The 21,922-nt window shown below is 69.3% G+C and carries 22 protein-coding genes; 5 read left to right on the forward strand and 17 right to left on the reverse strand.

Annotated features, from left to right (window positions below):
• Positions 1-129: 129 nt before the first annotated feature.
• The 12 genes from ACWGI2_RS28030 to ACWGI2_RS28085 all read right to left on the reverse strand — a co-directional run bounded on the left by ACWGI2_RS28030 (position 130) and on the right by ACWGI2_RS28085 (position 13,544).
• Positions 130-807 carry a response regulator gene (locus ACWGI2_RS28030; RefSeq protein ID WP_453400834.1) on the reverse strand — a complete coding sequence of 226 codons (678 nt, stop codon included), beginning with the start codon at positions 805-807 and terminating at the stop codon, positions 130-132.
• Positions 804-2,000 carry a sensor histidine kinase gene (locus ACWGI2_RS28035; RefSeq protein ID WP_453698874.1) on the reverse strand — a complete coding sequence of 399 codons (1,197 nt, stop codon included), beginning with the start codon at positions 1,998-2,000 and terminating at the stop codon, positions 804-806. The genes ACWGI2_RS28030 and ACWGI2_RS28035 overlap by 4 nt, the downstream gene beginning before the upstream one ends.
• A 91-nt stretch (positions 2,001-2,091) precedes the next feature.
• Positions 2,092-2,877, reverse strand: a complete 786-nt coding sequence (locus ACWGI2_RS28040; protein ID WP_453698316.1) for an ABC transporter permease — start codon at positions 2,875-2,877, stop codon at positions 2,092-2,094.
• The gene (locus ACWGI2_RS28045) at positions 2,874-3,815 is read right to left on the reverse strand and encodes an ABC transporter ATP-binding protein (protein ID WP_453698318.1); all 942 of its coding nucleotides are present in this window, start codon (positions 3,813-3,815) and stop codon (positions 2,874-2,876) included. Before ACWGI2_RS28045 ends, ACWGI2_RS28040 begins: the two co-directional genes overlap by 4 nt.
• Before the next feature lie 118 nt (positions 3,816-3,933).
• Complete coding sequence (locus ACWGI2_RS28050; protein ID WP_453698320.1) at positions 3,934-5,430, reverse strand: TraM recognition domain-containing protein; 1,497 nt, start codon at positions 5,428-5,430, stop codon at positions 3,934-3,936.
• Between the two features lie 3 nt (positions 5,431-5,433).
• Positions 5,434-6,855 carry an ATP-binding protein gene (locus ACWGI2_RS28055; protein ID WP_249589079.1) on the reverse strand — a complete coding sequence of 474 codons (1,422 nt, stop codon included), beginning with the start codon at positions 6,853-6,855 and terminating at the stop codon, positions 5,434-5,436.
• A gap of 17 nt (positions 6,856-6,872) precedes the next feature.
• On the reverse strand, positions 6,873-8,432 hold the full coding sequence (locus ACWGI2_RS28060) for an SCO6880 family protein (protein WP_453698321.1): 1,560 nt from the start codon (positions 8,430-8,432) through the stop codon (positions 6,873-6,875).
• Positions 8,429-9,790 carry a hypothetical protein gene (locus ACWGI2_RS28065; protein WP_453698322.1) on the reverse strand — a complete coding sequence of 454 codons (1,362 nt, stop codon included), beginning with the start codon at positions 9,788-9,790 and terminating at the stop codon, positions 8,429-8,431. The genes ACWGI2_RS28060 and ACWGI2_RS28065 overlap by 4 nt, the downstream gene beginning before the upstream one ends.
• The gene (locus tag ACWGI2_RS28070; protein ID WP_453698324.1) at positions 9,780-10,622 is read right to left on the reverse strand and encodes a hypothetical protein; all 843 of its coding nucleotides are present in this window, start codon (positions 10,620-10,622) and stop codon (positions 9,780-9,782) included. Before ACWGI2_RS28070 ends, ACWGI2_RS28065 begins: the two co-directional genes overlap by 11 nt.
• A 205-nt stretch (positions 10,623-10,827) precedes the next feature.
• Positions 10,828-11,136 (reverse strand): hypothetical protein, encoded by a 309-nt coding sequence (locus ACWGI2_RS28075; protein ID WP_160505898.1) that lies wholly within the window; start codon positions 11,134-11,136, stop codon positions 10,828-10,830.
• Positions 11,137-11,419: 283 nt separating this feature from the next.
• The gene (locus ACWGI2_RS28080; protein ID WP_453698326.1) at positions 11,420-13,210 is read right to left on the reverse strand and encodes a hypothetical protein; all 1,791 of its coding nucleotides are present in this window, start codon (positions 13,208-13,210) and stop codon (positions 11,420-11,422) included.
• A gap of 112 nt (positions 13,211-13,322) precedes the next feature.
• A complete protein-coding gene (locus ACWGI2_RS28085; RefSeq protein WP_453400826.1) occupies positions 13,323-13,544 on the reverse strand; it encodes a hypothetical protein in 222 nt (73 codons plus the stop codon).
• A gap of 94 nt (positions 13,545-13,638) precedes the next feature.
• Between ACWGI2_RS28085 and ACWGI2_RS28090 the strand changes: the two genes are divergently transcribed.
• On the forward strand, positions 13,639-14,391 hold the full coding sequence (locus ACWGI2_RS28090; RefSeq protein ID WP_453400825.1) for a TetR/AcrR family transcriptional regulator: 753 nt from the start codon (positions 13,639-13,641) through the stop codon (positions 14,389-14,391).
• 136 nt (positions 14,392-14,527) lie between these two features.
• A complete protein-coding gene (locus ACWGI2_RS28095) occupies positions 14,528-15,166 on the forward strand; it encodes an NADPH-dependent F420 reductase (RefSeq protein ID WP_453698327.1) in 639 nt (212 codons plus the stop codon).
• A 58-nt stretch (positions 15,167-15,224) separates the two neighbouring features.
• On the opposite strand, the gene ACWGI2_RS28100 is transcribed toward ACWGI2_RS28095, so the two are convergent.
• From ACWGI2_RS28100 to ACWGI2_RS28115, 4 genes are all read right to left on the reverse strand, one after another.
• On the reverse strand, positions 15,225-15,890 hold the full coding sequence (locus tag ACWGI2_RS28100) for a DUF4232 domain-containing protein (protein WP_453400823.1): 666 nt from the start codon (positions 15,888-15,890) through the stop codon (positions 15,225-15,227).
• A gap of 210 nt (positions 15,891-16,100) precedes the next feature.
• Positions 16,101-16,340 carry a DUF397 domain-containing protein gene (locus ACWGI2_RS28105; protein ID WP_453400822.1) on the reverse strand — a complete coding sequence of 80 codons (240 nt, stop codon included), beginning with the start codon at positions 16,338-16,340 and terminating at the stop codon, positions 16,101-16,103.
• Between the two features lie 122 nt (positions 16,341-16,462).
• A complete protein-coding gene (locus ACWGI2_RS28110) occupies positions 16,463-16,651 on the reverse strand; it encodes a DUF397 domain-containing protein (RefSeq protein ID WP_453400821.1) in 189 nt (62 codons plus the stop codon).
• 10 nt (positions 16,652-16,661) lie between these two features.
• Positions 16,662-17,507 (reverse strand): helix-turn-helix domain-containing protein, encoded by an 846-nt coding sequence (locus tag ACWGI2_RS28115; RefSeq protein WP_453400820.1) that lies wholly within the window; start codon positions 17,505-17,507, stop codon positions 16,662-16,664.
• A 212-nt stretch (positions 17,508-17,719) separates the two neighbouring features.
• Here ACWGI2_RS28115 and ACWGI2_RS28120 point away from each other — a divergent pair, with 212 nt between their 5' ends.
• From ACWGI2_RS28120 to ACWGI2_RS28130, 3 genes are all read left to right on the forward strand, one after another.
• Positions 17,720-18,178 (forward strand): ATP-binding protein, encoded by a 459-nt coding sequence (locus tag ACWGI2_RS28120; RefSeq protein WP_453400819.1) that lies wholly within the window; start codon positions 17,720-17,722, stop codon positions 18,176-18,178.
• Between the two features lie 38 nt (positions 18,179-18,216).
• On the forward strand, positions 18,217-19,227 hold the full coding sequence (locus ACWGI2_RS28125) for a C40 family peptidase (RefSeq protein WP_453400818.1): 1,011 nt from the start codon (positions 18,217-18,219) through the stop codon (positions 19,225-19,227).
• Positions 19,228-19,528: 301 nt separating this feature from the next.
• The gene (locus ACWGI2_RS28130) at positions 19,529-20,239 is read left to right on the forward strand and encodes a phosphatase PAP2 family protein (protein ID WP_453400817.1); all 711 of its coding nucleotides are present in this window, start codon (positions 19,529-19,531) and stop codon (positions 20,237-20,239) included.
• 41 nt (positions 20,240-20,280) lie between these two features.
• On the opposite strand, the gene ACWGI2_RS28135 is transcribed toward ACWGI2_RS28130, so the two are convergent.
• Positions 20,281-21,855, reverse strand: coding sequence for an FAD-binding oxidoreductase (locus ACWGI2_RS28135; RefSeq protein ID WP_453698329.1), 1,575 nt, complete (start codon positions 21,853-21,855; stop codon positions 20,281-20,283).
• Positions 21,856-21,922: the final 67 nt, after the last annotated feature.

A 21,922-nucleotide genomic window follows, 5' to 3' on the forward strand; every position in this document is an offset into this window, starting at 1 on the left:
CTGCAGGGGGGACCCTGTGGGAGAGTAGGACGCCGCCGAACTATTATTAACGGGAAACCCCCGCACCCTCTGGGTGCGGGGGTTTTCTGCGTTCAGGAGTAATTTCCCCGGTCGCCCGGGGCCGGCCAATTACTCCGGCCTCACCAATTTCGTGTCGTACGCCAGAATTACCGCCTGCACCCGGTCCCTCGCCCCGGTCTTCGCCAGAATGCGCCCCACATGCGTCTTCACCGTCGACTCCGCGAGATGCAGCCGCCCCGCGATCTCCGCGTTCGTCCAGCCCTGCCCGATGACCGTCAGGATTTCGCGCTCCCGGTCCGTCAGTGAGGCCAGGCGTGGGTCCCGGGACGGGTCGGCGGCGTCCGAGCCCGCCCGCGGCATCGGCAAGTGATCGGCGTACGCGTCCAGGAGGCGGCGGGTCAGGCTCGGCGCCACGACCGCGTCTCCCGTGGCGACCGCGCGGATGCCGGAGAGGAGCTCCTCCGGCAGGGCGTCCTTGATGAGGAACCCCGAGGCTCCCGCGCGCAGGCCCGCGTACGCGTACTCGTCGAGGTCGAACGTGGTGAGGATCAGGACGCGGGTGCGGTCGCCCGCCGCCACGATGCGGCGCGTGGCCTCGATTCCGTCGAGGCCCGGCATGCGGATGTCCATCAGGGCGACGTCCGGGTGGAGTTCCGCCGTCATGCGGACCGCCTCGCTGCCGTTGCCGGCCTCTCCCACCACCCTCATGTCGTCCTGGCTCTCCAGGAGCATGCGGAATCCGAAGCGTTGCATCGGCTGGTCGTCGACGATGAGCACGGTCGTCACGGAGGGGGTTCCTTGGGGAGATGGAGTACGACGTGCCAGCCGCCCTGGGGGTGCGGCAGCGGGCCTGCCTCAAGTGTCCCGTCGTACAGGGCAGTTCGCTCGCGCATTCCCGTCAGTCCCCTGCCGCCGGAGCCCCCGCCGGATCCCTCCGCCGGTGGCCCGCCTCCCACACCCGTGTCCGTCACCGTCGCCCGCACCCCGTCGTCGCCGTACGCGACCTCCACATAGGCCGTTGCCTCCGGGCCCCCGTGCTTGAGCGTGTTCGTGAGAGCCTCCTGCACCACGCGGTAGACCGTGAGTTGGCGGCCCGCCGGGAGCGAGTCCGGGCGGCCGCGCACCGTGCTGCGTACCGGAAGCCCCGCGGCCCGTACCCCGTCGATGAGTTGGTCCAGGTCGGTGAGGGCGGGCTGGGGAGCGAGGGCGGGCCCTTCAGCGGGCTGAGGGGCCTCATCCCGCAGGACGTCCAGGAGCCGGCGCAGTTCCGTCAGGGCCTGGCGGCTTGTGGTGCCGATGGCGGTGAGGGCCTGGGCGGCGCGCTCCGGGGACTTGGCGGCGGCGTACGAACCGCCGTCCGCGAGGGTCGTGATGACCGAGAGATTGTGGCCGATGATGTCGTGCATCTCCCGGGCGATGCGCGTGCGTTCGGCGTTGGTGGCGAGCCGTGCCTGCTGGTCGCGTTCGATTTCGAGCTGCTTGGCGCGCTGCACCAGCGAGGCCATGTACTCCTGGCGGGTGCGGACCGCGATGCCCAGCAGGGCGACGATCGCGAAGCTCATCATCGTCGGGACCACCTCCTGGTCCCAACTGCCCTGCGGGTGGCGGAGATGGCCGACGACGGGCGGCAGCACGAGCAGCGCGTACGACCAGGCCAATGTGCGCAGCGGAAGCCGTATCGCGATGTTGAAGACGACGATGAGCAGGGTGAGCGAGGCTTGCAGGACGGCACCCGTCCAGTTGTTGGCCAGCGACGCGAGCAGCATGACGACGTAGACCGCGAGCGGATGGGTGCGGCGCCACAGGAGCGGCACGGTGGCGGCCAGCGTGATCGCGTACAGGGCCCAGGCCGGAACGTCCGTGTTCTGGGCGATGTTCCGCCAGCCGTCGCCCACGAGGTCGATGAACGCGGCGAACACGAAGAACCCGACCAGATGGAGATCCCAGACCAGCGGGTGCCGGCGGTCGAAAGCGCGCATCCACTGGACGCCGCGCTCCACGTACTGGGTCAGCGGCTGGTCGGAGGTTCCGTTGGCCGGGGTCACCGTTTCATCCTCGTACGCGCATCGCTCATACGTCCCGGCGCCTCAGCAGATACGTCGCCGCCGCCAGGGAAGCCGCCGCCCACACGCACAGCGTCAGCAGGCCCGCGCCAGGTGAGAGGTCGCCGGGTGCGGTGTTCAGGGCCGCGAGGGACTCGGCGGCGGGCAGCGGGAAGTAGTTCAGGAGATCCTGCACCGTGTGGTTCGGGATCATCGTGGCGAGCTGCGGGAGAAGGATCAGGCCGCCTACGTACGCGCCGATCGTGCCCGGGATGCTGCGCAGGGCCGAGCCGAGGCCGAGCACGATGACGCCGATGAGGGCCGTTCCGGCGGCGGATCCGGCCACGGCGCGCGCGATGCCGGGGTCGCCGAGTGACGCCTCCAGGTCCGTGCCCCCGAGGAACATCTGGGCCAGCGGAAACGTGAGGAAGTTCGTGATCAGCAGCGTCCCGAGCGCCACCGCGGCGAACACGGCCGTCTTCGCCCCGAGCACCGGCACCCGGCGCGGCACCGCGGCCATCGTGGCCCGCACCAGGCCCGTCGAGTACTCGCCCGCGGTGACGAGAATGCCGAGCACCGCGATCGCGACCTGGCCGATCTGGGTGCCGAGCAGGGCGTACGTGACCGGGTCGATCTCGTCACCGGGGCTGTACGTGTAGGTGGCGGCGAGGATCATGCCGAGTACGACGGTGAAGACGCTCGCCAGGCCGAGCATGATCCAGGTGGATCGGAGCGTCCACAGCTTGTGCCACTCGGAGCGGAGGATCCCGCGGGACGAAAGACGGTAGGGCGAGGTTGCCGTTGCGGTGCTCATGCCGCTGCTCCTTCCAGCGCCGTGGCGGTGGCGGGTGCCGACGCGACGTACTCGACCGAATCCCGCGTCAGGTCCATGAACGCCTGCTCCAACGAGGCTGTGTGCGGGGTGAGTTCGAAGAGGGGGATGCCGTGCTGCGCCGCCGTGCGGCCGATGTGTTCGCCGTCCGTGCCGCGTACGTCGAGGACGCCCGGCGCGTCGCTCGTGATCTGTACGCTGGGTGCGGCGAGCAGTTCGCCGAGGAGGCCCGCCTCGGGGGTGACGACCTTGACGGAGCCCGTGCCTGACTCACGTACGAAAGCTTCGACGGTCGTGTCCGCGAGGAGTTTGCCGCGGCCGATGATGATCAGGTGCTCGGCGGTCAGTGCCATCTCGCTCATGAGGTGTGAGGAGACCAGGACCGTACGGCCTTCCGCGGCAAGGGACTTGAGGAGGTTGCGGATCCACAGGACGCCCTCGGGGTCGAGGCCGTTGACCGGCTCGTCGAGGATGACGACGGCCGGGTCGCCGAGGAGCGCGGCAGCGATACCGAGGCGCTGTCCCATGCCGAGCGAGAAGCCCTTCACGCGCTTGCGGGCCACCTCGTGGATGCCCACGAGGTCCAGGACCTCCTCGACGCGGCGGCGTGGGATGCCGTGCGTGTGGGCCAGCGCCATGAGGTGGTGGAAGGCGGTGCGGCCCGGATGGACGGACCTGGCCTCCAGCAGTGCGCCCACCTCGTGCAGGGGCGCGGTGTGCGTCGCGTACGTCCGGTCGCCGACCGTGGAGCGGCCGCGGGTCGGGGCGTCCAGGCCGAGGAGCATCCGCATGGTGGTCGACTTGCCCGCGCCGTTGGGGCCGAGGAAGCCGGTGACGGTACCGGGGTGGACGGTGAAGGAGAGGTCCTCCACGACGGTCTTGTCGCCGTAGCGCTTGGTGAGTTCGTATGCCCGAATCATGCTTCTGATGCTGGCGCTCGCGGGGGTGCCGGGCGTCGGACCAGGGGCGGGACGTGGGCGGGTACGGGTAGTACCGGAGTAGGACGGCGACCCTGAGGCCGTGGCCCGCGCCGGGTGTCTAGCCGGGGAGCTCCGCGTGCGGCCAGCGGGCGCGGGCCTGTTCGCGGGAGCGGAGGAGGGCCAGGGTGGGCAGGCCGCGTTCCGCGCCGGTGGAAAGGAGCTCCGGGAGCTGGGGGAGCGGGGCCACGGCGGCCACGTCGTCCAGGACCAGCGTCATTGGTGGGTCGAGCCGACCGGAGGATGACCGTTCGGCCATGCGCCGGCCGTGCTCGACCACGCTTGAGGCGAGTGCCGTGAGGAGGGGCATCGCGCCCGGCCCCTTGGGTGACTTGGGGTCCTCGATCGCTTCACCCACCACGAAAAGCGTGCCCCCTTCATCGATGAAGGAATCCAGGGTGAGGGAATCGGTTCGGTTTGGGGTGCACGATTCCCGTACGTTCAGGGTGAAGAGGGCGGACAGCGCGCGTGCCGTCAACTCCTGGGCCATGTCGCGCCGTTCCGGGTACGCCGTGAGGGCCGCCTCCAGCTCGCCGGCGGCTCCCGAGGTGGCCTTCTGGTGGGTGCGGAGGATGCGGACCGCCTCTTGGACTTGGGTGCCTTGTGCCCAGCGGTGTACGTGCTTGACGGGGCGGCCGTCCACCGCTGCCGCGTGGAGGAAGCTGCGGAGGAGGGTTTCCGCGGTGTCGGCGACGGTGCTGTCCAGCTTGGCGCTTGGCCTTATGGCGGCCAGCAGGGCGGTGGCTCTTTGTGCGGCCACTGCCTTGTCCTCGCAGGCGGTGGTGGGGGACCAGTGCAGTCTTGCGGGGGTGTCGCAGAGGTGACTGGGGTCGTAGACCAGGACTGGGCCGAGCTTCGCTCTGGCGTCTTTTGTTTCTTCCCACAGGGTGGGGTCCGAGGTGAGGATCAGGGCTGCGCCCTCTGCGTCTCGGATTGCCTCTGCTGCTAGGGGTCTGCGGGTTTCCCGCGGGCCCAGTACCAGGGGCGTACGAGGGGTAGGAACCGTGGCTGTTTCTGCCCCCAGCACCTCGGTGCTCTGCGGCCCCGCAGCCCTGACGTCCTGTTCATCGGCACCCGGCGGTGTGGGCTGTGCCCACCCGTCCCGCCCTGCGGGACGATTGCCCACAGCGGGGACAACGGCGGGTTCTTGTGGCGCCTCGCGCCTCGCCCTTCGTACCGCCCTCCACCGCGTTACCGTCCCCAGCACGAAGATCGTCAGGACCACCAGGACCATCAGCTGGCCGATCAGGAGGCCCCAGAACAGGCCGTAGCCCGTCAGTTGGGGCGCCGGGGTCGCCGGCCACGCGCCCACGATGTCGTGCGGCTGCTGGACCAGGTGCCGCATCGCCACCGGCGTATTGCCGAAGGTGACGTTCTTGGGCCAGGAGCCGTGCGAGAACAGGCCCGCCAGGCCCGTCGCCGACCAGACGAGCACCGTCAGGCCGAGCACGAAGGCGAGGCCGCCCACCAGGAGGCCGTCCGGGATGCCCCGCTCGCGGGATTCGCGGCGTCCGCCCCGGTAGTGGTACTCGGAGGGCTCGGGCTCCCGGTACCCCATCCCCTACGCCACCCCGGAACGCGACGACGACGGGCCGTTCATCTGCTGCTCCATGTACGCCGCCCGCTCCTCCGCCTCCAGGTCCGCCGCCCGCAGCGCGTCGTCGCCGAGCAGCTGGTCCGCCGACGATTCCGTCATGGCGCGGTCGGTGAAGACCAGGGGGCGTTCGGTCTCCGTGATCAGGTGTTTGACCACCTGGACGTTGCCGTTCACGTCCCACACCGCGATGCCGGGTGTGAGCGTGGGGATGATCTCCACCGCCCAGCGTGGGAGGCCGAGTACCCGGCCCGTCGCTCTTGCCTCGTCCGCCTTCTGGGCGTAGATCGTTCGCGTCGACGCCATCTTCAGGATCGCGGCGGCTTCCTTGGCCGCCGCCCCGTCCACCACGTCGCTCAAGTGGTGCACCACCGCCACGAACGACAGACCGAGCCGCCGCCCGAACTTCAGCAGCCGCTGGAACAGCTGCGCCACGAACGGGGAGTTGATGATGTGCCACGCCTCTTCCACCAGGAAGATGCGCTTCTTGCGGTCCGGGCGGATCCAGGTGTGTTCGAGCCAGACGCCCACGATCGCCATCAGGATCGGCATCGCGATCGAGTTGCGGTCGATGTGCGAGAGGTCGAAGACGATCAGTGGCGCGTCCAGGTCGATGCCGACCGTCGTCGGGCCGTCGAACATGCCCCGCAGGTCACCGTCGACCAGACGGTCCAGGACGAGCGCGACGTCCAGACCCCATGCCCGTACGTCGTCTATGGCGACGTTCATGGCCTCGGCCGACTCCGGCTCCGGGTGGCGCAGCTGCTCCACGATGTCGGTCAGGACCGGCTGGCGTTCCACGATCGTCTCGTTCACGTACGCGTGGGCGACCTTGAGCGCGAAGCCCGAGCGCTCGTCGAGGCCGTGCCCCATCGCGACCTCGATGATGGTCCTGAGCAGCGCGAGCTGGCCCGTCGTGGTGATCGCGGGGTCGAGGGGGTTGAGGCGGATGCCCATGTCCAGGGCGGCCGTCGGGTCGAGGCGGATGGGAGTTATCCCCAGCTCCTGGGCGATGAGGTTCCATTCGCCGACGCCGTCCTCGCCCTGTGCGTCCAGGACGACGACCTGGCGGTCCTTGAAGCGCAGCTGCCGCAGGACGTACGTCTTCTCCAGGGCCGACTTGCCGTTGCCCGACTCGCCGAGCACCAGCCAGTGCGGGGCGGGGAGCTGCTGGCCGTAGAGCTGGAACGGGTCGTAGATGTATCCCTTGCCGGAGTACACCTCGCGCCCGATGATCACGCCCGAGTCGCCGAGGCCGGGGGCGGCCGTCGGCAGATAGACCGCCTGGGCCTGCCCCGTCGACGTACGCACGGGGAGTCGGGTCGTCTCCACCTTCCCGAACAGGAAGGACGTGAAGGCGTCCGTGAGGATGGTCAGCGGATCCCGCATGGTGGCAGCCCTCGCCTCTAGCGTCGGATGCCGGTCGCGAACGGCAGCGTATTGACGAAGGCCCTGTGGTGCTCGCGGTCGCACCACTCCAGCTTCAGATACGACTTCCCGGCCGAGGCCCGGATGGTGCGCTTGTCGCGCGCGAGGGCTTCGGGGGAACGGGACGAGACGGTGATGTAGCCGACGAGGTTGACGCCGGCCGCGCCGCTCGCGAGGTCCTCGCCGCGCTGGTCCAGACGGGAGTTCGACGCGATGTCACGCGGGTCGACGGTGCGGTTGAGCTTGGCCTGGCGGCTCGCCTCCGCCTCGTCGTTCGTCTTCTCCGTCAGCATGCGCTCGATGGCGACCTCGGTGGGTTCGAGGTCCATGGTGACGGCGACCGTGCGGATCACGTCCGGGGTGTGGACGAGCAGCGGGGCGAGGAAGTTGACGCCGACGGGCGTCATCGGCCACTCCTTCACCCAGGCCGTGGCGTGGCACCAGGGCGCGCGGGTGGAGGACTCGCGGGTCTTGGCCTGGAGGTAGGTGGGCTCCATGGCGTCCAGCTCGGCGGGCCATGCGTTGCGCTTGGTCATCGCCTGGATGTGGTCGATGGGGTGGTCCGGGTCGTACATGGAGTGCACGAGGGAGGAAAGCCGCCCCTGGCCGAGCGGCTGACGCACCCGGATGTCCGCTTCCTGGAGCCGCGAGCAGATGTCGGTCAGCTCACGCGCCATGACGACCGCGAGACCGGCGTCCTTGTCGAGCTTCCGGCCGCCGTGCGGGCGGCTGGCGCGGGCCATCGCCTGGGCCTCGGCGGCCAGGTCGCGGGAGTAGTGCATGCAGGCGACGAGGTACGCGCGGTGCTGCTCGCTGCTGGTGGAGACCATCGACTGGAGCTGCTCGTACGACTGCTGCAGCCAGGGCAGTGCCCGGTCGTCGCCTCGTACGCTGACGTCCTTGGCGTGGGCGTCCGGGTCGGCGGGAAGGGTGCGCGCGAGCATCTGGAGCCGCGTCACGAAGCCGTCGCCGTTGGCGACGTGCTTGAGCAACGTCCCGAAGCGGTCTACGAGGGCCTCCTGGTCCTCGGAGTCCCTCAGCCCGACGCCCGGGCCCTCGATCTCGATGGCGGCGGTGACGGTGCGCCGGTCGGCGTGCAGCAGTACGGCGATCTCGTCCGGCCCGAAGGGCGCGGCCAGCCAGCTGATGCGGCCGATCCCGGGCGGCGGGCCGACCTCGACCTCCTTCCCGTCGAAGCGGATGCCCGCTTCGGGGGTGGCGGAGCGGTAGGCGGTGCCGCGCTTGAGGGAGCGCTTGTAGCTGCGGTTGATTTCGAACCATTTGAAGAACGTGCGGCCCTTGTAGGGGACGTAGACCGCGGCGATCGCCAGCATCGGGAAGCCCATGAGCAGCACGATGCGCAGGGAGAGGACCGGGACGAGGAGCCCGCACATCATTCCGACGAAGGCGCCGGCGATGATCAGCGCGATCTCACCGGTCTCCCGGTTCTTGCCGACGATCGCGTTCGGCCGTGCGCGGCCGATCAGATATGTGCGGCGGGGCGCGACCGGATGGGACACGTGGGACTGGGTGGTCATGAACGCCCTTCACCTCCCGTGCGATTGGTAGTGCCAGTGGAACCTGTGGAGCCGTTTCCCGAGCCGCGGTTGCGCGCGTGCGGAGTGCTGGTGGCGCTGCCCCGGGGCGGGGGTGCGGCGGAGGGGACAGATCCGCCGCCGTTCGATGAGCCGCCGCCGCCGCCTCCGCTGGGGCGGCTGCTGTGGGCGGCGACGCCGCCGCTGGCGGGGTTGGACGGCCGCGACTGGTTGTTGCCGCCTCCGCCGCCTCCGCGGGAGCTGTGGGTCTTGATGCCCTGGGAGACGAGGGACGCGGGGGAGGTGATGACGGCCGCGGCGCGGCTCTCGGCGCCCTGGGAGATGCGGTTGTTCCGGGAGTTGGCGATCTCGTCGCCGAAGCCGGGTACGAAGCGGTAGATCATGGCGCTCGCGAAGATGGCGAGCAGGATGATCGAGAGCCCGGAGACGACGGCGGAGAACGCGTCGGGTCCGTCGTCGGCGGAGAGCGCGCCGGCGAGACCGAGCACGATGACGATGATCGGTTTGACGAGGATGACGGCGATCATGATCCCCGCCCAGCGGCGGACGTGCGTCCACAGGTTCTTGTCGACGAGGCCCGCGTACACGACGGTGCCGAGCAGGGCGCCCACGTAGAGCAGGGCGGCCCGGATGACGAGTTCGAGCCAGAGGACACCGGCCGCGAGGATCGACACGAGCGAGACGACGATCAGCATGATCGGCCCGCCGCCGATGTCCTCGCCCTTCTTCAGGGCCTCGGAGAAGGTCCCGAAGAAGGTGTCCGTCTGGCCGCCGGTGGCCTTCGCGATGACGTCCGTGACGCCGTCGGCCGCGGAGACGACCGTATAGAGGATCAGCGGCGTGAAGGCGGAGGCGAGGACCGTCAGCCACAGGAACCCGATGGCTTCGGAGAGCGCGGTGGTGAGGGGGACGCCTCTCACTGCGCGTTTGGCGACGGCGAGGAGCCAGAGCAGCAGGGTCAGGATGGTGGATGCGGCGAAGACGACCGCGTACTGCTTGAGGAAGCTGGGGTTCGTGAAGTCGACCTCGGCGGTCTCCTTCACGGCTTCGGAGAGCTTGTCGACGGTCCAGGATGCGGCGTCGGCGCAGCCCTTTGCCAGGGAGGAGAGGGGGTCGAGGGTGGAGCTGAGGGGGTCGTCGGTGGGGTAGTCGCCTCCGCCTCCGCCGCCGTCTTGGCCCTTTTCGCAGTACTCCTTTGCGGGGCCGCGGATGAGATCGCAGGGGTCCTCGTCGGGCTCGGGCGCGGCGAAGGCCCGCGTCGCGAAGAGAACCACGGCAGTCTGCACTGTGGTGACTGCGGCGGCGAGTGTGAGGGTGCGGCGACGGTTGCTAGCGGGCATAAGTGAACCCTCCGTACTCCTCCACAGCCTTCGCCATGTCGTCGGCTGTCGAGGCCCTTTGGTCGCGCCCGACGGGGACGGGGCCGTCCTTCTGCTTGAAGTCGGCGACCTTCCAGTCGCCGCCGACCCACCGCAGCTCGTACGTGTTCGTGTACCAGCTCTCGGATACGGGGTTCTTGGTGTTCTCTCCCGCGAGACCGAAGAGCGAGGAGTACCAGATGTCCACGGTCGCCACGTTGCCGCTCAGCTTCTTGACCGTCGTGCCCACGGGGATGATGCGCGAGACGAAGGTCGTACCCTTCGGCGCGCTGCCGTCGGGGTTCAGGCCGATGCCGGTCAGGAACTCCTTACCGGCGTACACCTTGTCCAGCGAACCCTGGCGCTCGGCGGCGGCCTGCGGGGTATAGACGGTGTTGACGATGTTGTGGCGAAGTCCCGCCTTGAACATGTCCGCCGAGCCCAGCGCCACCGCATAGTTCGCGGCAGCGGACTGCGCGCCCTGTGCGCTCTTCGTGTACCCGGAGGGAATCCCTGACGTCTTGCCCCGGACAGGCTCCTCCCCGGTAGGGGCGGTGGGAGCCGCCCCCGGCTTCTCGCTGTCCCCGCTGCCCTCTCCGGAGGAGCCTCCACCACCCCGGTTCGCAAAGGCGATAGCCGCAATCAGCAGCACCACCACACCCACCACCGTCACGAGGCTCCGTGACGAAGAACGGCTGGATCTGCGCGATCCGCCGTACCCGTCCTGGCCGCCCCCCTCCCCCTCGGGAAGCCGCGTCCGGGTTTCGCCCGAGCCGCCGTAGAGGCCGTCGTTTCGCTCGTCGTCGAGACTCATGCCGCGCACGCCCCCTCAACCTCTCGGTGTACCGCCACGTACGACGGTAGCCGTGCTGGTTCCCGCGCGGGCGCGGTGTGGTGACTCGACATCAGGGAGTTGCAACCTCAGCCGGTGGGCACGACGGGTGGGTGGGTCGAAGGGGGACAGGGGGAGGGGACAGGGCGGGGACGGGGAAGGGAACGGGGACGTAAGTGGTGGTGGGCTAGACCGCCATCCCGTACACGATGGTGAAGACCGTGCCGAGCGATCCGATGATGAAGACGCCGGTCAGGCCCGCGATGATCAGGCCCTTGCCCTGCTCCGCACTGAACGTGTCGCGCAGCGCCGTCGCGCCGATGCGCTGTTTCGCCGCGCCCCAGATCGCAATGCCGAGACAGAGGAGGATGGCGATCGCCATCACGACCTCGATCATCACCCGCGCCTCGTTGCCCAGGCTCCCGAAGGGACCCCAGTCGGGGGCGATCCCGCCGATGATGGTGGTGATGTCGCCCTTTTCGGCTGCCATAAGCATGTGTAACTCACCGCCCCTAGTGGGTTGTTCCGTCACCTCTGCCTACCGCAGTACAGAGGACAGCTCATTCTCGCCGACAAACGGGCCAGTGCATGTCGACTTGGCGTCATTCGTTGGCTGAAACGTATGGTCACTCTGTGTATCACGCTGAGTGACGCCGGGCAATGACGGCCCGGCGTGCCCTCTGACCAGGTCTCATGGCGAGTCTGATTGCAGGTCTGATTGCAGGTCTCATCGCAGGTTCATTCCGACCTGGTCCGGTGACGGGGACTCACATCATGGGTCATGCAACCCCGTCGAGGCCATCCAGACCGTCCAGACCGTCCAAGCCGTCGAGGTCGCCCAGGCCGCCGCCCGTCACCACGTACGAGCAGTCGGTGTAGCGGTAGCCGGGCTGGACCTTGCTGCCCTCGGCGTTGTTGCGGACGCTGCCCACGCTGCTCGTGTCGCGCTTGTAGAGGAAGTGGTAGTCACCGGGGGGCAGACGGAGCGTCTTCTGCGGGTACCCCTTGCCCGCCAGGCAGGACTTCTTGCCCTGGGCCTTGCTGGTGTACGTCTTGCAGCCGTCGCACGAGGTGAGCTTGAGGCTGCCGGTGGTGGGGCCGGTGTAGAGCACTTCGAGCGGGCCGGGGCCGCCGTTCTCGACGACGTACGTGAGCTTCGCGCCGCCCGGTGACTTCGTCGGCGGCAGGCTGCGGCCCGCCGCCGGGCGGGCGTCGGCGATCTCGGCGGCGATGGCGATGTCCTTGGCGCGGTCGCGCTTGCCGTTGCTCTTGTAGGTCCCCGCGAAGTCGCTGAGCGTCTTGGCGGCCTCGCCGAACTTCCCGTCCTTGAACTCGTCCACTCCGCACGCGTACACCCCGGACTCCACCGCGCTCGCCGCGTCGCCGGAGAGGCCGGCGCCCGCGTCGTCGGGGAGGGCCTTGGCGGTGGTGCCGATGCCGCGGAGTTCCTCGGTGGCCTTGCAGGGGTCGGAGCCCTTGAGGTCGGAGGAGCGTGAGTCGATGGCGGCGCGGATGGCGGGCTCGACCTTCTCGGCCTGGTCGGAGTCCGGGAATGTCCGCAGGAGCTCGCCGAGCTCGCCGCCGCTTCCGGCCGTGGTGGTTCCGAGCCCCTGGCTGCCGCATTCGTAGAGGGAGGTGGCGAGGCGGTCGTCGGGCCAGGTGGCGAGGGTGCCTACGCGGTCCTTGCCGAGGGTGTTGGGGAGGGTGCGGAGGTACTTCAGGGGGGCGAGGGCTTCGCAGTACTTGCGCTCGTCGTAAGGGGCGGCGACGGATTTGTAGTACGCGGTGAGGCTGTCCGGGACGCGCTTGGCGGCCTTGGACCCGGGGTGGTCGTCGCCGAGGTCGCGGTAGATGGCGAGGGCGGAGCGGTAGTCGTCCTCGGCCGCGTCGAAGGTGCGGCCGTCGGCGGCCGTGACGATCTTGTCGGCCTTGTCGAGCCGGTCGAGCAGCATCTCCTCGACGGCCTCGTCGCGCGCGGCGTCGTACGCGATGACGCCGCCGGCGGGGACGGCGAGGAGAACGAGCCCGAGCCCGACGGCGAGCGGCGCGCGGAGGGGCCAGGCCTGGTGGGTACGGAGGGCGCGGCGGGCCCCGTCGGCCGCCGCGAGGAGCAGGAAGGCCACGAACCCGATGAGTACGCCGCCGGGGACGCCGTCGACCTCGGCGGGCAGCGCGATGAAGAGCAGCGCTGCGGTCGCGGCCCAGCACAGGGCGGCCAGGAGCCAGCGCTTCAGGAGTACGTAGCCGAGGCCGAGGCCGGTGAGGTTGAGAAGCCCGGCGGAGAGGGCACGCAGGGCGTCGGGGGCGGGCGCGGGTGCGGGCGGGCCCGCGGGTGGGGGTGGGCCGTAGGTGGGCGGGGCTGTGGGGGGCGGTGGCGGTGGAGGGGGAGGCGATGCGGGAGGGCCCGGCGGCGGTGTCATCGGGGGCGGGGCCATTGGGGGAGGCGCCATCGGGGGAGGCGGCCCGAACTGGCCGCCCTGGATCCGCTGTTCGCCTTGGCCGCCCTGGTCACCCTGGCCGGGTGGTACCGCATCGCTCGGCGTGCTGCCGTGCTCGTCCCCAGGTTGCATGTTCGGCTCCCCCCAGCCGTCACAACGCGGCGCTTTGATTTGCGCCCAATTCCCCAACGATCGGGGAAAGGTGGACACCCGTCAACCGCCCGTGCAGCCCCATTCGCAGACCTCAGCTGCGGCGGCCGAGGGCTTTCGCGTGGGAGTGGGACCAGCCGGTCAGGAGTACGCCCGCGGCGAGCGCGACGACGTAGGCGACCAGGAGGACCGCGAAGCCGCCGGGGAGCCAGCCGAGGAGGCCGGTGTAGTCGTGGTCGAGGAGCAGTCGGATGAGGCCTTGCGCGGAGAAACACATCAGGATCGCGCCGAGGACCTGGAGGATGTCGTACTTCACGTTACGAACGTATCAGCGGCTTTCTCGAAATCCCCTAACTCCAAGGCGCTATCTTCCCATTACGTCACACATTCCAGGTCCTATACTTCGAGCCGTGCGTGACGAAAAGAAGCCCCGCTGCACGGTCTGCCGTGCCGGAATCGGCGCCGCGGGCAAGCGCGGCCGCCCCGCTCTCTACTGCTCCCGGAGCTGCCAGGCGAGGGCCTACCGGCGGCGGAAGCAGCCGCCCGTCCCGGCGCCCGAGAGCCCCGCGCCCACGTCCGGCGCGCGGGCGCGCAGGCGCCGGCAGATCGCCGAGGCGGTGTGGCGCATCGCCGCCGAGCGAGGCCTGGACGCGGCGAGCATGCGGGAGATCGCGGCAGAGGCGGGGGTGTCGCTCCGCATGGTCCAGTACCACTTCGGCAGCAAGCACCAACTCCTCGTAGCCGCCCTGCACATGCTCCACCGCGAGAACGAACGCCTGGCAAGGACCCGCGTCCACTTCGACCCCGCGAACCTGCGCGGCGTACTGAGCGCCATGCTCGACGAGTTCCTGCCGCTGGACGCTCAACGGGCCATGGCCTTGCGGGTGTTCTCCGCGTACTACGCCCGCAGCCTCACCGACCCCGCCATCGCGGAGGTCTTCCTGAGCGACGACCACCCCTTGGAGGAACTCGTCGCGGGCTTCATCACCACGGCCCAGGAGAGCGGGCAAACGGCCCCCGGCCTGGACGCCCGCCGCGAGGCCGACCTACTGGTGGCTGCCGCGGTCGGCCTGGGCGGCGACGTACTGCACGCCCGCCGCACCCTGGACGACGTACGAGCCACGCTCGACTACCACCTGACCAAGATCTTCAGCCCGGCCTAGTCCGTAGGCCCTCCGACTGCCCCGGCTGCCCCCGACTGCCTTGCGGCCTCGGGCTATTGGAGTACGTCGACGGGCCCAGCGGGGTCGCGACTTCCGGCCGATTTGGATTCGGGGGGTGGTCCTTAGCGTCGTACCCATGCGAATCGGACTGCTTGGAACAGGGAATGTCGCTCGTGCGCTGGCAACTGGCTGGCGGGGGGCGGGACATGAGGTCGTGCTGGGGTCGCGTTCCCCGGAGGAGCGGGGTGGTGCGGAGGAGCTTGGCGGGTTCACCGTTGTGGGGCTCGGGGAGGCTGCCGCGTACGGGGATGTGCTGGTCAATGCCACGCCCGGGACGGAGTCGGTCGGCCTCCTGAAGGGGATCGGCGCGGCTGCTCTGGCCGGGAAGGTGCTGGTCGACGTCGGGGTCGGGTTCACCGAGAACATGGAGCTCTCCCACCCCAACTACAGCCTCAGCGAGGAGATCCAGGCGGCGTTTCCCGAGACGCCGGTCGTCAAGACGCTCGTCACCATGGACTCGGTGGTGATGACGAATCCGGGGAGCCTGGAGGAGCCGGGCATGGTCTTCCTGTCCGGTGACGACGCCGCCGCCAAGCTGACGACGCGGCAGCTGCTCAGCGACTTGGGATGGCCCGAAGCCGCCCAGTTGGACCTGGGCGGCATCGGGACCGCGCGCGGTCAGGAACACGCCGCGCTGCTGTTCATCGGGGTGGGGGATTCGATCGGCACGTACGGCTTCGGCTTCAAGGTCGTGCGCCCGAGGCAGGCCGCCTGAGCAAGTGCCGGGGCTGGGGATGCGGCTGGGGCTGGGGCTGAGGCCGGAGCCGGGGGTGTCAGCCGACCTTGCCCACCGGGTTGATCTCCAGCTTGACCGCGCCCTCGCCGTCCGAGACCGGGAGCGTGCCCGCGGGCCAGTCGAGGGTGACGTGCTTGGTCTCGTTCGGGGGCGTCACGACGAGGCTGGTGATGCGGACGCCGGAGCCGCCCGAGTTGTTGTACGGGAACGTGATGTTGAAGGCGGCTGACTCGCCGTCCTCCAGGACACCGGGGATGGGCTGCTCGCCGTTGCGGTTCACGGAGAGGGTGTCGCCTGTGGACGCCGTCAGGTCGACTCCGGCGTAGCCCTTGATGGCGCAGTCTCGGCCGCCGCCGTTCTTGAACACGACGGTGACGATGCCTTCCGTCTTGTCGGTGGTGTTGTCGGTGGCGTTCACTTCGAGCTCGTCGGTACGGCAGATGCCGACCTTGCCGTTGCTGTTGTCGCCGGTGTCACCGGCGCCGGCGGCCGTGTCCTGGGGGGCTTCGCCGCCGCCCGGGTTCTTCCCGCCACCGGTGGCTTCGCCGCCGCCCCCGGTGCCGCCGTTGCCGCTGTCCTTGTCCGCCGACGCGGTGGGCGTGCTGGTGTCCGCCGACGCGTTGTCGTCGCCGTTGCAGGCGGTGAGCGAGAGGGCGGCGACGAGGCCGATGACTGCTGCGACGGCCTTGCGGGTGTGCTTCATGGGATCCCCCGGAGAAGTGCTGCTGTTCAGTGGTGATCACAGCTAAAGGCGGGGTCCTCGGCGAGAGCAAGGATCGTCGGCCCATCCGGGACGCTGGAACGGTCCCAGGGTCCTGACCTGCGCGAACGTGCCTTGCCTGGAATGGTCGGGTGGGATGCGAGGGGAGCGGTACAGCGTCGATCCGTCCGACGAGCGGTACTACCCGCGTCGTTACTCCACGCCCTCCACGAAGTGGTCGAACTCGCCTGCCTGTACGCCGAGTACGAAGGCGTCCCACTTGGCCTGGGTCGTGGTCACGATGTTCTCGGGGTCGCTGGTTTCCCGTAGGTAGACGGCGTCGTCGTGGCCGTACGCGATTTCGATCCAGGGGCCTGGGCCTTCTTCCCCTTCGGGGGCGGCGCGGATCCAGTCGAGGTTCGGGGGGATCGCGGGGGGTGGGGTGGCGGTCATCTGTGGGGGTCCTTCGTCTGTGGGTCCTTCGTGGGAATTCTGTGGGGTGGGTGGGGGCCCTGCGGGGCTTTCCCCAATCCCGCCCCTTCCCGAAACTGGGGCTCCGCCCCAGACCCCGCTCCTCAGGCGCCGGAGGGGCTGAGGGCGCGGAGCAGGGCTGCGAAGGCTGCGGGTCGTGCGGTGAGTATCGCTCCGGTGGGGTCGGCGCTCTCGGTCAGGTGGATCGTCGTTCCGGGGCGGGGTGCGGCGACGTGTATGCAGGAGTTGCCCTGGGCGCAGTAGGACGACTTCTGCCAGTTGAGCTGGGGCATGGGGGTTCCTCTACAGGTCTTGGACGATGCTGTGGATGAAGTCGCGGGACTTCGCGGGCGGGAGCGCTGTGGCCTCCATGCGGTTGAGCAGTACGCGGTACTTGTCGAGCTGGGCCTCGGCGTCCAGGAACACGGGGCCGTGCGACTGGTCGAGATTCACCGTGTCGAGCTGGGGCACCGCGCCTGCCGAGTAGTAGATCGACTGCCCCGAGCCGGGGAACGTGCCAGCGGCGAACGGGATCACCTGGAGGGTGATGTGCTCACGCTCGCTCATGTCCACGAGGTGCCTGAGCTGGGTCCTGGTCACAGTGGGGCCACCGAACTGCATCCGGAGAGCCGCCTCGTGGACGATCACCTGGTTCGGTGTCGGCACTTCGCGGAAGAGCACGGCCTGCCTCTTGATCCGGTACGAGATGCGGTGCTCGATGTCCGGGGGTGACAGCTCCGGTACGTCCTGGCGGAAGATCTCGCGGGCGTAGTCCGTGGTTTGGAAAAGGCCGGGGATGTGTACGGTCACGGCGGTTCGCAGCAGCGTGGCGTGGTGCTCGATCTCGGCCAGGTCGAGCAGTCCGGCGGGCAGGATCTCGCGGTACTCCTCCCACCACCCGCGTGTCCGTTCAGCGGTCATGCCGGCCAGCGCCTCAACGAGGGTTCTGTCCGAGCAGCCGTAATGGCTGGCGAGGGTGCGTACTCGGGCCGCACTCATGCCGAGCCGTCCGGACTCCATGTTGCTGACCTGGTTCTGCTTCACGCCGAGCAGCTTCCCTGCCTCCGTCGACGTGAGGCCGGCACGTTCACGGAGCTTGCGAAGCTCGCTGCCCAGCCGGAGTTGACGTCCCGTCGGGTTGGTTCTCACGGGCGCGCTCGCCTCTCCTCTGTCCAGTCACTCACACGAGTGGTTGTGCAGGGCTTTGCAGGTTTTCGATTAACACCTTAACAACGCGCCGCTACGTTATGAGTGGCGCCGATACCCGGAAGCACCCCGCTCGACGGAGCGACAACGTCACCGGGCACAACCGGGCACACGCACACGGGCCCGGCAACTCCCCACCCCGAACGGAGACTTCCATGCTGCCGACAACCGTATCCCCGCCCTGGAGTTACACCCTCCAACTCCCGCACGACCCCCGCGCCCCCGGCATCGCCCGCGCCACCCTCCGCGCCGTCCTCGCCACGTACGGCCTCCCCCAGCTCCTGCCCACCGCTGAACTCCTCGCCGCGGAGATGCTCAACAACGCCCACTGCCATACCGACGGCCCCTACGCCCTCCGCCTCCGCCACTCCTCCCCGCAGGGCATCCGCGTCGCCGTGTTGGATTCCGATCCGCGGATTCCGCCCGGGTTCGGGCGGCCCGGTAGCCCGCCCGTACCCCCGGCGGACGCCGAGAGCGGGCGTGGGCTGCATCTTGTGCGGTCTTGCGCCGATGCCTGGGGTGCCTATCCCCTCGGCGCCGCCCGGGACGGCAAACTGCTCTGGGTCGAGCTCGGTGGTGATCCCCCGAAGGCACAGGTCCCGCCTCTACACTGAACCGCGGCGGACTCCCGCGCGGTGAGGGGTGGTTGACGGTGCGTAAGGCTTGGCTGGTCGCGGCCGTCGGTATCGGTGGGGCGATGAGTTTCATCGCCCTGCTCGTCGTGGGGACCTACATGGCCGCCGGAAGCATCGCGAACGGCGCCGGGCAGGGGAACGTCGGGCTCGCGAAAGGCGCCGTGCCCGCCACCTACCAGCCGCTCGTGCAGAAGTGGGGCAATCTCTGCAAGGCGATCAATCCCGCTCTGCTCGCCGCGCAGCTGTACCAGGAGAGCGGGTTCAACCCGAACGCGAAGAGCCCGGCCGCGGCTCAGGGGATAGCGCAATTCATCCCGGGGACCTGGGCCACGCACGGGCTCGACGGTGACGGTGACGGTGACCGTGATGTCTGGGACCCGAAGGACGCCATCCCCTCCGCCGCTTCGTACGACTGTAAACTCGCCAAATATGTGAAGGACGCCCCGGGAAGTCCGACGGAGAACATGCTCGCCGCGTACAACGCGGGTGCGTACGCCGTCATCAAGTACGGCGGCGTGCCGCCTTACCGCGAGACCCAGAATTACGTGAAGACCATCACGGACCTGGAGAAGAGCTTCGCCCGGCCCACCGGCAGGGTGCAGCCCTCGCAGCAGGCGGCAGGAGCCATCTACTACGCGCAGAAGAAGCTCGGCACGCTGTATCTGTGGGGCGGCAATGGAACCGCCGAGCAGAACGGCCGGTTCGACTGCTCCGGACTTACGCTCGCCGCCTATCGAAGTGTCGATATCGATCTGCCGCGTGTCGCCAACGACCAGTACAACGCGGGGCCTCACCCGAAACGGGACGAACTGCTCCCGGGAGACCTGGTGTTCTTCTCGGACGACCTCACCAATTCCCGGGCCATCCGGCATGTCGGGATCTACGTCGGCGGGGGCTACATGATTAACGCCCCGCGGCCCGGCGCGGTGATCCGTTTCGACCCGATCGACACACCGGATTATTTTGGCGCGACTCGCGTCACCGAGGACGGGGCGAACGCCGTGCCCGACAAGCTGTCCGCGGCCTGAAGGGTCGCGGAGGACCCCGAAACGGGTCCGTTGTGGAGGCGTGAGCGGCGCGTGATGTGGCTTGAACTCTCCGTCAGTACACTTCTCTGAGCTGCGGTGATGAGTCTCTCTTCGGTAACGTCTGCGTGATCATTCAGTGGAGAGTGGAACGTAGTGAAGGGGGCCACGCGTTCCACCCGGTAGCGAGCGGCATTGACCACGCGGCAAGCAGTCACGCAGCAAGCGGTACGGACCACGGGGGTTGATGGAAGGGCGCACGGCAAGGTGCGTCCGAAGCGAGGAGACAAGGGGCCGCAGCACCATGGCTGGACTCGACACAACAGGGTCGAACCCCGACGTCAGCCTGCTCTACGACATCAACGGCCTGGCCGAGGATTCGCCGGCCCTGCTGACGAAGTCGATCGCATTCGTCGGCGAGTACGGACTGCTGCTCGCACTTGTTCTGCTGGTCGTCTGGTGCTGGTGGGGGCAGCGAAAGCGCGGTTCACTCGATGACGCCGCTTCCTCTGTCGCCGCCGTTGTCTGGGCGCCCTTGGCGGCCGGGATCGCCGTCCTGGTGAATGTGCCGATCCGGGGATTTGTGGAGCGGCGTCGCCCTTTCAAGGACCACGACGGCCTTGAGGTCCTTGTGCACGGAAAGACCGACTTCTCCTTCGTGAGCGATCACGCGACGCTCGCGATGGCTCTCGGCGTCGGGCTTTTCGTGGCCAACCGGAAGTTCGGTCTTGCCGGTATCGCTCTCGCCTTGCTCGAAGGCTTCTGCCGGGTCTTTATGGGCGTGCACTATCCGACGGACGTCGTGGGCGGATTCGCGCTCGGAACGGCCGTCGCGCTGCTGCTCTCGCCGCTGGCGATGGCCTTGCTCACGCCCGTGGCCAAGGCTGTCGGGCGGACGGGGCGGACCGGGTGGCTGGTGTGGTCGAAGCCGGCTCCGGGGGCGGAGGAGGAGGCTGTGGCGGAGCTGGCCCAGCCGGCGGCCTCCGGCCCGGACGAGCGGGACCTCGCGGCGTAGATCCAGCCCTTCCGGCGTCTCAGGAGCCAGTCACAGCGGAGTCACAGCGCCTGAGGGAAGTCGAAGAAGCGCTTCGGGTCGTACTGCTTCTTCAGCTGCTTCAAGCGGGCCGCCGCCGAACCGTAGTACGCCTCGCGCCAGTTCGTCAGAGTCGGGTCCGCGTAGTTCTGGTACGCCGCTCCGGACGCGTACCGCCGCATCGAGCCGTGCGCGCTTTTCAGCCAGGCCTGGGCCGGCTTGCCGGACGTGCCGGGGCGCCAGGACGCGATGTACTGCGCCAGCATCCGGCTGCGGCGGTGCACGAAGGCCGTGGCCGTCGGGTCGACCCGGTTGATCGCGCCGCCCAGTGCCGTCAGCGCGATGCTGCCTCCGCTCGCGCCCGTCACGTTCTCCGCCTGGGCGAGGAGCGTGCGGATTCCCGCCGCCGAAAGCGACCGGTCGAAGAAGTCCGAACTCGCCGCGTACGTCTCACGGTTGAGGGTGCCCTGCGGACTCCGGCCCGGCGTCGTGCCCGGCAGGTGGCACTGGGCGTCCGCCGAGAAGGACGAGCAGCCCGCGTACACCTCCATCGCCTCCTCGTACGAGCGCCGCTTCAGCGAGACGCTGCGCGCCGGGGCGCCGATCTTGTCCGCCAGGCGGTCCACCGCGTTCTGGAGTTCGCCGTACGTGCCCAGGGAGAAGCACGCCACCGACACCGTGGGCGTCCCGCCCGGCGTGTTCGCCAGGTGCGCCGACGACCAGATCTCGTCCGGCTGGTCGGGGCCCCACTCCTGCCACGCCTTGATGACCGCGGCGGCCTTCGACCAGGGCCAGGTCATGTACGCCGAGACGGCCTGCGGAGCCGCGTGCGTGCGGAACCGGAGCTCCGTCACCACGCCGAAGTTCCCGTTGCCCGCGCCGCGCAGCGCCCAGAACAGGTCTTTGTTCTCGCTCTTGCTCGCCGTCAGCTGCTTGCCGTCCGCCGTGATCAGCGTCGCCGACGTCAGGCTGTCGCAGGTCAGGCCGTAGGCCCGCGAGACCACTCCATGGCCGCCGCCGAGGGTCAGGCCGGAGACGCCGACCGTCGGGCAGGAGCCCGCCGGGATCGTCACGCCCTTCGCGGCGAGCGCGCGGTAGACGTCGATCAGCTTCGCGCCCGCGCCGACCGTGGCCGTCGAGCCACTGGCGCGGGTCTTGTTCAGCTTCGACACGTCGACGATGAGGCGGCCCGTGCCGGACGACCAACCCCCGTAGGAATGGCCGCCGTTGCGTATGGAGACCGGGACGTCGTGCGCGCGGGCGTAGGCCAGGGTCGTGCGTATGTCGTCGAGGTTCGCCACGTACGCGACCGCCGTCGGCCTGAGGCTGTCGTAGCGCGTGTTGTAGAGCTGCCGGGCCGCCGCCCACTTCGCCTCGCCCGGCTTGACCAGGGTGCCGTCCAGGTCCTTGGCGAGGGCAGTGAGGTTCGCCGCGGCGGACGCGGCGGCGCTCGACGTGCGGATGGGGGTGCCGGAGCGCGAGCCGCCACCGCCGGTGCCGCCGCCGGTCCCCGCGCCTTCGCCGGAGCTCGTGCAGCCCGCCGCCGCGAAGGCCGCCGTTGCCGCCGCCGCGGTGCTGATGAACGTACGTCGTTCCATGACGCCCCTCCCGTTGCTTCCCGGCTTACGAGACGGCATACGGGACCCATGGGTTCCGGTGAACGGA

It is taken from the genome of Streptomyces sp. NPDC054866 (assembly GCF_053610745.1).